The sequence below is a fragment of the Halomonas halocynthiae DSM 14573 genome, assembly GCF_000425725.1.
GTDB classification, from domain to species: Bacteria; Pseudomonadota; Gammaproteobacteria; order Pseudomonadales; family Halomonadaceae; genus Halomonas; species Halomonas halocynthiae.
The window spans coordinates 285014-297558 of the sequence record NZ_KE384441.1 but is presented as its reverse complement, the minus strand read 5'-3'; the positions used below and the strand labels follow the sequence as shown (position 1 = coordinate 297558).

The window sequence follows — 12545 nt, the reverse complement described above, 5'->3', positions numbered from 1 at the left end:
ATGAATATTACATATAACAATACTGACATAGCAGTACGTTCCGAAATACGAGCCTGGTTGAAGGCCCATGCCCCAACCCAACCCTTACCATCCTTTGATGCTTCACGAGAGGGATTCGAAGCTCATCGTGACTGGGAAGCAAAGTTGCACGATGGCCGATGGGGCATGGTTACGTGGCCCGAAATGTACGGTGGGCGTGATCTAAATCTTACGCAATGGCTGATTTTCGAAGAAGAGTACTTTCGTGCCGGAGCACCTGCTCGTGTCAATCAAAATGGGATTTTCCTTTTGGGGCCGACGCTGATGGATTATGGCACAAGCGCCCAGAAAGCCCGCTTCCTGCCTTCAATGGCCTCAGGTGAAGAAATTTGGGCACAGGCTTGGTCAGAACCACAGGCTGGTTCAGATCTGGCCGCAGTTCGTGCTACAGCCCGTTCTGATGGCGAAGACTACCTACTTTCAGGCCATAAAATCTGGTCATCACGGGCGGTGTTTGCTGACTGGGCCTTTGGGCTATTTCGCACTGACCCTGGAGAAAGCCGCCATCGTGGACTTTCACTGATTTTCTTTCCGCTCAATGCACCTGGCGTTTCGGTACAACCCATTCGGCAAATTAATGGTGAGACAGGTTTTGCCGAGATTTTTCTTGAGGATGTACGTGTACCCAGTTTTAACCGATTGGGCAATGAAGGCGAGGGATGGACGATATGTATGGCCACCGCTGGTTTTGAGCGTGGCCTTATGCTGCGTAGTCCCGCTCGGTATCAGGCCACAGCGGCACGGCTAGCGCAGTTGTGCCAAGCAATGGGTGATCGCATACGCTCGACTACTCGCGAGGCTGTAATACGCGCTGTTATGGACGCGGATGCTTATGGTTTGGCAATTCAGGCTACAGCATCACTTTTGGATGCTGGTGGCAAAATTGGAGCTGAGGCCTCGTTAAATAAGGTCTTCTGGTCTGAATTGGATATAGCATTGCATCGCACCGCGCTTGAACTATTGGGTCCGCGCGGAGTGCTAACCACGCCGCAACAAGATGAAATAGCCAGAGATGCCGCTCAATGGCTTGATGGCTGGTTGTTTTCACTCTCAGGCCCGATTTATGCGGGTGCAAACGAAATTCAGAAAAACATCATTGCCGAGCGTGTGCTTGGCCTTCCACGCGGCTGAGGAGTTCAAAATGGATTTTCAAGCTACAGAAGAGCAACGCATGATCGCCAACACAGTCGAGGAAGCGCTAAAAGAGCTTTGTAAACCAGAGATGTTACGTGAGCAGATCGCTCGAAAAAATATTTTCAACGCCGAACGCTGGCAGGCACTCAATGAACTCAGTTTGCCTACAGCGCTACTATCCGAAAGTGCTGGCGGTGTTGGATTGGACGAAGTGGCCTTCTGTGCCATCGCTCGTGCGGCTGGGGCAGCGCTGTTGCCGGAGCCTTTGATTGACAGCGCTGGTGTAGCACTACCTCTGCTGGCAGAGATTCGAAACAGCTTGGAAGATAAAGCATTCTTGCCACCAAGTTTCGATACATCACTAACTGCACTGGCTGAAGGGTTTGAGCACGCTGTACTTGTACACCCTCTGCGCCCGTTTGTTCCTCACGCTGACACTGCGTGTCAGATTATTTTTGCAGAAGACAACGTACTGTGGGTCGGGGCGCCAAATAACTTTATTCTCAAAGAACACGAAACGATTGATCCGCTTACTACGCTATTCTCAGTTACGCCTCATAGCGCCACCCGTCTTCCTCTATTCGAAGAGGGTTTGACAGCCTTGGCAAAGGCAATCGATCGCGCCACTCTGTTTACTGCTGCGCAACTAGCTGGCATTGCATCTGCAGCACAAAGGCTAGCAGTCGATTATGCTATAGAGCGCCAACAGTTTGGTCGGCCTATCGGAACCAATCAGGCTATCAAGCATCTGCTGGCAGAGGTTGAGATCGAAGTGGCATTTCTCTCACCTCTGATCAATGCAGCAGCTGCGATGTTGCACCGTCAAAATGCACTGTCACGGGGGCATCTTGCTAATGCAAGATTACGTGCTGCCCGTGTGGCAGATATGGCCTGCCAGCGATCGCTTCAGGCACATGGGGCTATGGGATACGCTTGGGAAGCTGATCTACACTTATTTTTAAAACGAGCCACCGTGCTAGCGACACAATGGGGTGATGAAAAAAGATTGTTTGATCTAGCAGCCAAGCGCGTGTTTAACGAAGGAGAAATGCCAGGACCAGGAACACTATTTGAAACAGCTGTATGAAATTGTGCCTTAATTCTCTCAGGTTAATCTTTAGAGTGTTTATGCCGCCATAGTATAGCCTTCGCTAATATGCGCTGAGTGTAATGGCCCAACAAAATCGGACACCAGCGTAGATTTCAATATTGACGCTAGAAGTAAGGTGTTTAGCGATAAGAGATAGCGTACGCTTTCACTTGAGTTCTAGCAGGAAGCCGCAAGTTTGGTTATTTACGAGTGTGATATATATTGCGGTTATCAAAGGCGAGGTAGCTTCAACGTAAGTCATCACACTGTAGTATGGTGGTGGCTTACATGAGCTGCTTAGTTGTCGGGTCCCGGATGATTAATGGCTCTCTTGGTAAATAGCTCTGGCTTTTTGGCTTGCCATTCTTTCATCGCTGCTATCGGTGCCTGGTGGTGTAGCGCCTTCTGCGGAATATGATGATTGTACAGCCAACAGTAGCGTGTCAACGTCTACTCTAGATCCTCGCTTGAGGTATAGCGCCGCGCTGCCAACACGTCACTGATACGGCCGTTGAAGCGTTCCACCATGCCGTTTGTTTGCGGTCTTCTCGGTTTGATCAGGCGATGCTCAATGCCATCAGCCTGGTATTCCTGATCAAAGGCATGCTTGCCACTGGGCTTGCGTTCACCGGCCCGTGTAAAGCGGTCGGTAAAGGATTTGCCGTTGTCTGTTAGTACTATCTGAATCTTGAAGGGAGCCTTCTCTTTCACCTGCTTCATGAACGCCTGTGCATCCTTCGCAGACTGGCTATGCCTGATCTCCAGGTAGACCCAGGTCGATCGCGACGTACAGGTAGCGTTTCTGCTCCTCATCAGGCATTTGAGGCAGGTGCTTAATATCAATGTGTATGTAGCCCGGCTCGTAGTCCTTGAAAGGCTTGTGCCGAGGCTTCTCGTTATCGTCGGCGTCCTGTCGAGCCAACTGTGCCAGTGTCGGAACGTCGCGCCGCTTGAGCCCGAATTCAGCGGGAGGAGGCTTGAGGGGCGAAGCTAGCAGAGAAGGCCGCTGCAGGGGACAAAGCGGCCACACATCACGTCAATCCTGATAGTGCATGTACTTTTTCGCACTTCCCTTCACTTGGTCGGCGGGATATTTCTCCGCATTCTTCTCCATCTTCGCTCGGCATGCCGCTTCGATATCCACGTCCAGCTTGCCCGCCAGCCGGATCAGGTACAGCTGAACATCGGCAATTTCATCGCGCACGGCGGCCAGTTGCTGCTCATCCAACTCCCTGGACTGCGCCTCGGTCAGCCACTGGAAGCACTCCTGCAGTTCAGCTGCCTCCACCGTCAGCGCCATGGCCAGGTTCTTAGGCGAGTGGAACTGGTCCCAGTCGCGCTCGGTGGCGAACTGGTCCATGGCGTCACGGAGCTGCTTGAACGGGTCTGACATCTCTGGGTCACCTGGTTCTGCGGTATCGGATAGCGGTGAGCATGCCTGCTCTGCCGCTCGCTATCTAGCCAGCATTGGCATAGGCGGCGATCCGGCCGCCTGCTTGCTCACAGCACGGAGAGGAATTCGCCGATGACCTTCAGATCCTCAAGCTCGTCCTCGAGCACGATGTCCTTGTAGCCGAAGGCGTTGGTCTGGGGCTTCAGCACGATACGCTGGTTCACGAACTCGCCATACTCCTCGACCTTCTCGCTCTGATACAGCTTGATCGTGAAGCTGCCGCCGTGGTCGGGGTCCTCGATGGCGCGATGCTGCACCACGACGACCTTGCCCTGCCGCGTGCCGCTGGGGTTGGCACGGAACAGGCACCAGGCGCCGTTGGGGATGCGCCGGTTCATCGACTCTCCCACTACCCGGCTGACGAACAGATCGGGGCTCGCACGCATGAAGTCCGGCAGCTCGACCCAGTGCTCGGCGTCGGCGATCTGCATCTCGCTGAACTCGCCGGCGGCGATGTTCAGGTCGTACACGGGCACATGGCGCTCGAACGGCGCAGCCTGGTCACGCGTGACGATGGGAAGGTGCAAGCCATCCAGCGTCTCGGCCTCTTCAGCCAGATCGGTATGCTCGGTGGCTCCCTGTGAACGAGCGAAGGCCGCGAAGTACTCGCGGGTCTCGGAGTCCGTGGCATAGACGTAACAGCCCTTCTGCCCCCGCGTCATCAAGGTGCGATAGGTGTTCTTGATGATCTGGTCCGCCAGGGCACGGGCATGCTCGGGCTGCTCCTTGAGCATCTTCACTCGATGGCCACTCCCGCCGACGCGGGAATCGCCTCGTCGAGCAGAACGCTCATCATGAAGCGCAGGGAGTTCTCCCAGGACGTCACCTCACTGCGCGGCGAGTTGCGGTTCAGTCTGCGAGTCACCTCGTTCTCGATGGCGTCGGTGATGAGGTTGGCTCGCACATCGTCGATGAACTGCTGCTTAGTGGCGTTGTAGACCAGCATTCCGTAAATATTTCCCTTTATTTCATATGCTTACATTTTTCCGCACGAAGGCATTCAACAATCATGCCTTCTCGATCCAGCGACAGCACTGACCCGAGCTGAAAAAAGCAAGGAACTCCCGCAGCGCGCAGTCATCGCCGCCCAAGCTGCCTATCCGCTATCGACTTACTTTCCGCTCTGTTAGCCCGGCTCGCGCTCCCACCGATACGAATGGCGCAATTTGCCGCAATATATTGCATTTCAATCTTCTCGGCACCGAGCCATTGGCCCCTCCTCCCTCGGAGCAAGGCTCCTTGATCGGCTCGAGATGCCGTGTACTTCAGGTTTTTCACCGAACAGCCATCTGACACTAGACCGAAAAACACTATACCCTAGGCAAGCCATCGTTTTTTCAAATACCTGATCATGACACTAAAACAAATACGCTACTTCATCGCCATCGCTGAACTGGGCTCCATCTCGGCGGCGGCCCAGGCAGTGTTCGTCTCTCAATCGACACTGACCCTAGCCATCCAGCAGCTCGAGGAAGAGCTCGAAGTGTCGCTGTTTTCCCGCAGCGCAAAAGGAATGACCCTGACCCATCAAGGCCACCAGTTCCTGCGTCAGTCACACCTGATTCAGAGCACTGTAGAAAACGCCAAGAGAAACCTGCAGGAAGCAACGCATCAAGAATCCGGGCAACTGGTCATCGGCGTGACGAGTCTGGTCGCCGGCTACTTCCTGGCCGACCTACTGACCCGCTTTCAGCTTGCCTACCCAAGAGTTAAGATCAATGTAGTCGAAGACGAGCGGCACTATGTCGAACACCTGCTGGTGAGCGGTGAAATCGACGTAGGCGTGCTGATACTGTCCAACCTATCCAATCGCCAGGCACTGCAAACAGAAGTACTGGTGCACTCCCCCTACCGCCTCTGGCTACCCGCACGCCACCCACTTCTCGAGCACGACAGCATCTCTCTCGCTGACGTCGCGACGGAAGCCCTGATTCAGTTGAACGTGGACGAGATGGAGCATAGCGCGCGTACTTTCTGGCAACGCCTTAACACACCTCCCAACATTACCATGCGCACTAGCTCTACCGAGGCCGTGCGTAGCCTGGTCGCCGCTGGTCTTGGACTATCGGTACAGCCGGACATGACATACCGCCCCTGGTCTCTTGAAGGCGACATCATCGAAGCACGCTCGCTGCATGACTTGAACGACACCCTGGATGTGGGCCTGGCATGGCGTAGGGGGTCACAACGTCCAGCCCTGGTTGATGCCTTTCTGTCAGTTGTTCGGGGCGGGCACGGTGACTCAAGACGCTGACAATCCAGTAAACACCACTCCTTCTCGACCTTCGACCCCACAGGAAAATCGATACCCCCCCTCGAAAATAAGAAATTGTCAATACTTTGCTTCCCCCTTAGTCTTGCCGAACTGCGCAAAAGAGCGCGTTGCTAGGCTCGGCACCCATTCTAGTAAGCGAGACTCTCATGAACTCAGTCCCATGCCCCTCCTTCACCACAAAGCTTCTTATCGATGGCTGTCTTGTCGAAGGCGAGGGCCGAGCTGAAAGCATCCATGATCCCTCTTCGGGCAAAGTGATTGCCCAGGTGCGGGAAGCCAGTATGGAGCAAATCGAACAGGCTATCGCCGCTGCCGGACGCGCTCAAGCAACTTGGTCACGCACTACGCCACAACAACGATCGACTGTGCTACTCGACATCGCCAGCTTGATTCAGGAGAGAGCATCCTCACTGGCTCGTATAGAGTCATTGAACTGCGGCAAACCGCTGCATCAAGCACTAAACGACGACCTGAACGCAGCGATTGACGTCTTTCGATTCTTCGCCGGTGCAGTCCGCTGCCAATATGGGCAACTAAGTGCGGAGTACGTGCCGGGCTATACCAGCATGGTCCAGCGAGCCCCTCTCGGCGTCGTCGCATCCATTGCCCCGTGGAACTACCCATTGATGATGGCCGCGTGGAAGATCGCTCCTGCGCTTGCAGCGGGTAATACTCTAGTGTTCAAGCCATCTGAACACACTCCACTTTCAGTTCTTGAGCTTGCCACCCATCTGGAAGGGATGCTTCCTGCTGGGTGTCTCAATATCGTCTGCGGTGGGGGTGAAAACGTAGGTAGTCTACTAGCCCGACATCCTGATATTCGTATGATCTCGCTCACGGGCGATATCGTCACGGGCCAGAAAGTCTTGAAAGAGGCGATAAATTCACTCAAACGAACTCACCTTGAGCTTGGTGGTAAGGCCCCTGTCATCGTCTGCGACGATGCTGATCTGGAACTCGTGGTCGAAGGGATCACCCGACACGGCTATTACAACGCCGGACAAGACTGTACCGCGGCGTGTCGCATTTACGCCCAATCAGGTATTCATGATCGTTTAGTAAGGCGGCTGGGCGACGCCGTTTCACGCCTTAGGTTTGCCCAGCGAAACGACCGAGACAACGATATAGGCCCCCTGATCAGCTTGCGCCAGCGTGATCGCGTCGCCAGCTTTGTCGAACGCGCCTTGACAGAACCCCATGTGGAACGCATTACGGGGGCAGCAATCCCTTCAGGAAGCGGTTTTTTTTACCAACCAACATTACTTGCTGGCTGCCTTCAATCCGATGAAATCGTTCAACGGGAAGTCTTCGGACCTGTCGTGACAGTCACACGCTTCGATGAAATCTCTCAGGCTCTCGACTGGTCGAACGATACCGAATATGGACTCGCCTCCTCGGTCTGGACGACGAACATGGATAAGGCAATGCATCTTGCTAGCCGACTCGAATACGGATGCACTTGGATCAATAGCCATTTCATGCTGGCCACGGAAATGCCTCACGGCGGGCTGAAGCGATCCGGCTACGGAAAGGAGCTCTCAAGTGACTCGCTTCAAGACTACAGCGTAGTCAGGCATATCATGGCTAGACATGCACGACTTGATTGAAAAGACAACGAAATACGCATGAGCACACATGCCACCGCACAACAAAAGCCCAGGAGGCCACATGAACTTTCCCTTTGTACTACCCACTAAAATCGTGATGGAACCGGGTCTGCGCTCTCGAGTAGGCAAGTACCTTCAAGAAATGCAATTGAACTGTATCCTGATCGTTACTGACCCAGGTATAGAAGCGGCTGGACTGCTCTCCCCAATTTACGAAAGCCTTGAGCATGCTGGAATCAGCTTTAAGGTAACCACTGAAGTCAAACCCAACCCTCGCAGCGAAGATTGCAATCGCATAGCACACGAGCATCAAGACTCAAATATCGACGGTATCGTAGCGGTAGGAGGTGGCAGCGCTATTGACGCAGCCAAGGCTATCGCGGTCTTGATGACGCATGAGGGGGTTATTGAAGACTATGAAGGGGAAAATACCCTTACCAATGACCCTCTCCCACTGACAGCCATCCCTACCACGGCCGGAACAGGAAGCGAAGTCACATTTTTCTCGGTGATTACCGATTCTGCGCGGCAGTACAAAATGAGCCTTCTGGACGTAAGGCTCGCTCCAGAACTGGCACTGCTCGATACGGAGGTCACCACTCAACTGCCACCGGCAATCGCCGCTGCCACGGGAATGGATGCGCTTACACATGCGATCGAGGCCTACACCGGTAAAATGGCCAACCCCATCAGTGATGCTCTGGCGCTTCACGCCATCCGCCTGATCAGCTCAAACCTCCTTCCCGCGGTGGAAGAGCGCGATAATCATGGCGCACGAGAGCAGATGATGGTGGCCAGTTTGATCGCCGGTATGGCTTTTGGCAATGCTGACATAGCCAGTGTGCACTGCATTTCAGAAGCCATCGGTGGCATGTATGACACTCCTCACGGCGTCGCTAACTCCATCTTCCTGCCATTTATCTTCAGACATAATTGTGACGCGGACCTGGAACGGCATGCTCAAGTGGCTATCGCCTTGGGTGTTGACCCACATCTCAGTTCGGCAGATGCCGCCAAGGCAGCAGTAGACCTGCTCTTCAACATGAGTCAACGGCTCGGCATCCCGAAGTTCTCGGAAGTTGCCAGCGTCGAGGAGGCGGATTTTCGTAGCATTGCTGAAAAATCAAAACAGAATATCTCAGATGCTAGTAATGCGAAAGAAATGACAGTCGGCAGCTACCTGGACATTATTCGCCAAGCATATAGCCACTGACCACTTTTACTACCAGCTCATCTAGCGATCACGATCTTACTAACTCCGGCTCCAAAGAAACGAAAAGAAAACATCAACGCCCACTCTAATAATGACTCAGAACAATGAGCATCACTAATTTCAGCGGGCACTTCACTTAAAACTCCTGAATACATTGCATCAGTAAGCACCCCAAAAATCATAATATAAACCATTATGGAACAACAAAAATGAGCAACGAACTCGTTAGAACGCTAGGCTTCTGGAGAGCCTTTTCCACTTGTACAGGGCTGGTCGTGGCTGGCACCACAATGGTAACGCTTGGCTATAGCATGGGACTGGTAGGCCCGGCTTTTATCGTCAGTGCCTTTATCGCGATGATCGTAAGCATCTTGGTATCATTTTCTTACTCCGAGCTTTCATCTTTTATGCCCGGTGCGGGGATGATCGGCGACTATACCATGGTCGCCATGGGGCCATTTATGGCGATAGTCAGCGTTCTTGGCGGCTACATTGTCCTGGTGTCAGCCGCCGGCGCGATGGAGTCCATCACTGCAGGGCTAGCGGCACAAAGTTTATTCCCGGGCATCAGTGCCACAGTCGTGGCCATCGTTCTCCTGGTGCTCTTCCTTACCGTCAACCTGGTAGGGGTCGGGGTCTTTGGCTCCGTCCAGGTATTCACGACAGGTTCCATGATCATTGGGACATCGGTCATGGGGTTCCTTGGTCTGATGGAATGGGGAACTCACACAGATCCCGTCCAGGTTCCGTTCAACCCTAAAGGGTGGGAAGTCGTACTTCAGTCACTAGCACTTGGCATCTGGCTATTTGTTGGTATCGAGTACGTCGCTCCGATGGCTGAAGAAGTCAAGGAACCGGAGAAGACGATTCCCAAGGCGATGTTGTTCGGCCTGCTCACTATCTTTGTCGCCGATATGCTGTTTGGTCAGGCTATCGCACGTTATGTCCCCCTCGACGTGCTCGAATCTTCTACCGCTCCTCAAGTAGATGGTGCCGGTGCCCTGTTCGGTCAAACCGGAAAGGTCTTTATGGTCATTATTACGGTGCTTGCCAGTGCCAGCTCCATCAACTCCCATATGGCCGCCGTGCCTCGCATGCTCTACGGGCTCGCGAGAGAAGGTCTGCTACCACGGGCCTTTACCTACGTTCACCCACGCTTTCGCACTCCCTGGGTAGGAATTCTCAGTGTCTTTCTTCTACTGTGCATCCCATTCATGCTGAGTATCAGCATGGACCTTATCGCTACCATGATCCTGGCGTCCTGCGTTACTTGGCTTCTTTCCTACGTTATCGCGCAGGTAAACGTCATGATCCTGCGCAAGCGTTACCCCAATGTGCATCGCCCCTTCTCGACACCCTTCTTTCCGATTCCACAAGTCGTAGGTATCACAGCCTGTATCTACATGATCGTCACTATCCATCCCGACGGGGCGATGAAGGCCCAGATTTACGCCATCGCGGGAGGTTTTATGGCCATTATCATTGTCTATGCGGTTGCTTGGCTGAAATACAAGAAGCTTCCACTGTTCACACCGACGCCTCTCGAATCGCTCTACGCCGAACACAAGGCCACCAGCTCCGAAGGCGACACTCCAGTGGCTGAGGCTTCTAGTCGATGAGACTTTTCACCAACATCGAAACTCGTGCAAACATGGCATTTGAGCAAATCGCGAGGCAGCTTGGCTGCAACAAACTGATCGCCCCCTTGGTTCGATCTGGAAGCTTCGATGGTGGCGAAATGACCTTGCGCTACATGGAAAAACGTCGTTTCTTTTCAAGGATCTACAAGCTAGAGATCACCCTTGAAATTAGTAGCCTCGAGGCACCATCCGGTAAAGCGTATTGGAAAAGTGGGACGCACTGGACAGGTGATCATGCTGTCAGCGACTGGTTTGCTCAGCATCCCCAGCTGTCGAGGCTGTCATCGCTTATCGATATCGAAATGGCGAGTTATCGGCGAAAAGATTCAGACTCCAGTGCGACAGTGCAATTAGTCACCCTGCCAGGCTGTTTCATCTGGACGCTTGTCCCGCCCATGCACTATTTCGTTAAACTTAATGGCAAAGAGATCGAGGGGCTTAGTCGCCTGCTTGGTCAACGCCTTGATACCACCCTCGCGTAAGGATATTCCATGGACTACTCGTTATTGATCAACGGCACTTTATGCCAAGGAAAAGGCGCTCCTCTGGACGTTCTTGACCCAGCCAACCATAAAGTCCTGTGTACGCTAAATGAGGCATCTCCTGAGCAGGTGGAGGAAGCCGTTCAGGCTGCAGATGCAGCATTCACTAGCTGGTCGATGATGACACCGGCATTTCGCGCGACCAAGCTGCTGGCACTGGCTGATTGGATCGATGCGCATCAAGAGATGCTAGCCCGCCTGGAATCAGACAACTGCGGCAAACCTTATCGCCAGGCTCTTGAAGATGAGATACCAGGTGCCTCTGACGTTTTTCGATTCTTCGCCGGCGCAGTGCGATGCATGAGTGCTTCTGCTGCTGGTGAGTACATGGAGGGGCATACTTCCATGATACGCCGAGATCCGCTTGGTGTAGTGGCATCCATCGCGCCTTGGAACTATCCGCTGATGATGGCCTCATGGAAGCTCGCGCCCGCTCTTGCCGCGGGCAACACCGTGGTGCTCAAACCCTCCGAGCACACTCCTTTAACTAGCCTTGCACTAGCTAGTGCCATGGCCGAGATTTTTCCACCAGGGGTGGTCAATGTGGTCCATGGGCGAGGCAATACAGTCGGCGGCCCCCTTACGCTCCATCCCAAGGTGCGCATGGTGTCATTGACCGGCTCGGTCGGTACGGGCAGCGCTATCGTTTCATCTACTGCCGACAGCGTAAAACGCATGCACATGGAGCTAGGTGGCAAAGCACCAGTACTGATCTTTGGTGACGCCGATCTTGATGCAGCAATAGAAGGCATCCGTAACTTCGCCTTCTACAATGCTGGCCAGGACTGCACAGCTGCCTGCCGCCTATATGTCCAACGGAACGTCTATGACGACTTCGTTGCCCGCTTGAAAGACGCGGTGGGTCAGATCAAGGTCGGGACCCAAGATGAGCAAGAGGTAGAAATGGGGCCGCTGATCACTGCAGACCACCTAAAGCGCGTACAAGGCTTTGTAGAACGAGCTGCAGCCGAGCCCCATATTGAGGTGGTCAGCGGCGGGACAGCCCTCGATCGGCCTGGTAACTTCTTTGCCCCAACCATTATCGCCGGTGCACGCCAGGACGATGAAATCGTACAGTGCGAAGTATTCGGCCCGGTGGTCTCCATAACGCCGTTCGAAGAGGAAGAGCAGGTACTAGCCTGGGCCAATGACTCTGACTACGGCCTGGCCTCTTCCGTATGGACCCAGGACATCGGGCGCGCCCACCGCCTTTCGAGCAGACTGCAATACGGCTGCACTTGGGTAAATACGCACTTCATGCTGGTCAGCGAGATGCCACACGGTGGCCAAAAGCTCTCAGGGTACGGCAAGGATATGTCGATGTACGGATTGGAAGACTACACCTGTGTCAGGCATGTCATGATCAAGCACTAAATAGTAGGTCCGCAAGTGACGTCAGACGGAATAGCGGTCCGCCTGACGTCCTTCCCGCTTTACAAGACGGCCTTTTGACTGCACAACAGCTGACTTTCCCCAGTCACTGGCCCACGTTCACTGAAGTGTCCCCCATTCGTCGTTCTGCCTGGCCCAGGCTCGCTAATCTACATCAAAG

General features: G+C 53.8%; 11 protein-coding genes and 1 pseudogene. 8 read left to right on the top strand and 4 right to left on the bottom strand.

Going from position 1 to position 12545, the window contains the following annotated elements; genetic code table 11:
* Window positions 1-1170 carry an acyl-CoA dehydrogenase family protein gene (locus H616_RS0113275; RefSeq protein ID WP_027967790.1) on the top strand — a complete coding sequence of 390 codons (1170 nt, stop codon included), beginning with the start codon at window positions 1-3 and terminating at the stop codon, window positions 1168-1170.
* A complete protein-coding gene (locus tag H616_RS0113270; RefSeq protein WP_084155915.1) occupies window positions 1052-2260 on the top strand; it encodes an acyl-CoA dehydrogenase family protein in 1209 nt (402 codons plus the stop codon). The genes H616_RS0113275 and H616_RS0113270 overlap by 119 nt, the downstream gene beginning before the upstream one ends.
* Window positions 2261-2560: 300 nt before the next feature.
* On the opposite strand, the pseudogene H616_RS15080 reads toward H616_RS0113270, so the two are convergent.
* From H616_RS15080 to H616_RS15310, 4 genes and pseudogenes are all read right to left on the bottom strand, one after another.
* Window positions 2561-3218: pseudogene (locus tag H616_RS15080) on the bottom strand (integrase core domain-containing protein); the annotation flags it as partial.
* 81 nt (window positions 3219-3299) lie between these two features.
* Window positions 3300-3656, bottom strand: a complete 357-nt coding sequence (locus tag H616_RS0113255) for a nucleotide pyrophosphohydrolase (RefSeq protein ID WP_027967786.1) — start codon at window positions 3654-3656, stop codon at window positions 3300-3302.
* A gap of 107 nt (window positions 3657-3763) precedes the next feature.
* The gene (locus tag H616_RS0113250; RefSeq protein WP_051234301.1) at window positions 3764-4450 is read right to left on the bottom strand and encodes a S24 family peptidase; all 687 of its coding nucleotides are present in this window, start codon (window positions 4448-4450) and stop codon (window positions 3764-3766) included.
* A 2-nt stretch (window positions 4451-4452) separates the two neighbouring features.
* Window positions 4453-4662 carry a hypothetical protein gene (locus tag H616_RS15310; protein ID WP_027967784.1) on the bottom strand — a complete coding sequence of 70 codons (210 nt, stop codon included), beginning with the start codon at window positions 4660-4662 and terminating at the stop codon, window positions 4453-4455.
* A gap of 405 nt (window positions 4663-5067) precedes the next feature.
* Between H616_RS15310 and H616_RS0113240 the strand changes: the two genes are divergently transcribed.
* The 6 genes from H616_RS0113240 to H616_RS0113210 all read left to right on the top strand — a co-directional run bounded on the left by H616_RS0113240 (window position 5068) and on the right by H616_RS0113210 (window position 12367).
* Entirely contained in the window at window positions 5068-5970 is a 903-nt protein-coding gene (locus tag H616_RS0113240) for a LysR family transcriptional regulator (protein ID WP_240470602.1), read from the top strand.
* Between the two features lie 167 nt (window positions 5971-6137).
* The gene (locus tag H616_RS0113235) at window positions 6138-7598 is read left to right on the top strand and encodes a gamma-aminobutyraldehyde dehydrogenase (RefSeq protein WP_027967782.1); all 1461 of its coding nucleotides are present in this window, start codon (window positions 6138-6140) and stop codon (window positions 7596-7598) included.
* Between the two features lie 61 nt (window positions 7599-7659).
* Window positions 7660-8811, top strand: coding sequence for an iron-containing alcohol dehydrogenase (locus H616_RS0113230; RefSeq protein WP_027967781.1), 1152 nt, complete (start codon window positions 7660-7662; stop codon window positions 8809-8811).
* 209 nt (window positions 8812-9020) lie between these two features.
* On the top strand, window positions 9021-10430 hold the full coding sequence (locus H616_RS0113220) for an APC family permease (protein WP_027967780.1): 1410 nt from the start codon (window positions 9021-9023) through the stop codon (window positions 10428-10430).
* Window positions 10427-10933: a DUF3156 family protein gene (locus tag H616_RS0113215; protein WP_027967779.1), complete on the top strand. Its 507-nt coding sequence runs from the start codon at window positions 10427-10429 to the stop codon at window positions 10931-10933. The genes H616_RS0113220 and H616_RS0113215 overlap by 4 nt, the downstream gene beginning before the upstream one ends.
* A 9-nt stretch (window positions 10934-10942) precedes the next feature.
* Complete coding sequence (locus H616_RS0113210; protein WP_027967778.1) at window positions 10943-12367, top strand: gamma-aminobutyraldehyde dehydrogenase; 1425 nt, start codon at window positions 10943-10945, stop codon at window positions 12365-12367.
* Window positions 12368-12545: the final 178 nt, after the last annotated feature.

What these genes read in the sequence shown, in the direction of transcription:
- H616_RS0113275 (WP_027967790.1), top strand. Translation starts at nt 1, where the DNA reads ATGAATATTACATATAACAATACTGACATAGCAGTACGTTCCGAAATA.
- H616_RS0113270 (WP_084155915.1), top strand. Translation starts at nt 1,052, where the DNA reads ATGCCGCTCAATGGCTTGATGGCTGGTTGTTTTCACTCTCAGGCCCGA.
- H616_RS0113255 (WP_027967786.1), bottom strand. Translation starts at nt 3,656, where the DNA reads ATGTCAGACCCGTTCAAGCAGCTCCGTGACGCCATGGACCAGTTCGCC.
- H616_RS0113250 (WP_051234301.1), bottom strand. Translation starts at nt 4,450, where the DNA reads ATGCTCAAGGAGCAGCCCGAGCATGCCCGTGCCCTGGCGGACCAGATC.
- H616_RS15310 (WP_027967784.1), bottom strand. Translation starts at nt 4,662, where the DNA reads ATGCTGGTCTACAACGCCACTAAGCAGCAGTTCATCGACGATGTGCGA.
- H616_RS0113240 (WP_240470602.1), top strand. Translation starts at nt 5,068, where the DNA reads ATGACACTAAAACAAATACGCTACTTCATCGCCATCGCTGAACTGGGC.
- H616_RS0113235 (WP_027967782.1), top strand. Translation starts at nt 6,138, where the DNA reads ATGAACTCAGTCCCATGCCCCTCCTTCACCACAAAGCTTCTTATCGAT.
- H616_RS0113230 (WP_027967781.1), top strand. Translation starts at nt 7,660, where the DNA reads ATGAACTTTCCCTTTGTACTACCCACTAAAATCGTGATGGAACCGGGT.
- H616_RS0113220 (WP_027967780.1), top strand. Translation starts at nt 9,021, where the DNA reads ATGAGCAACGAACTCGTTAGAACGCTAGGCTTCTGGAGAGCCTTTTCC.
- H616_RS0113215 (WP_027967779.1), top strand. Translation starts at nt 10,427, where the DNA reads ATGAGACTTTTCACCAACATCGAAACTCGTGCAAACATGGCATTTGAG.
- H616_RS0113210 (WP_027967778.1), top strand. Translation starts at nt 10,943, where the DNA reads ATGGACTACTCGTTATTGATCAACGGCACTTTATGCCAAGGAAAAGGC.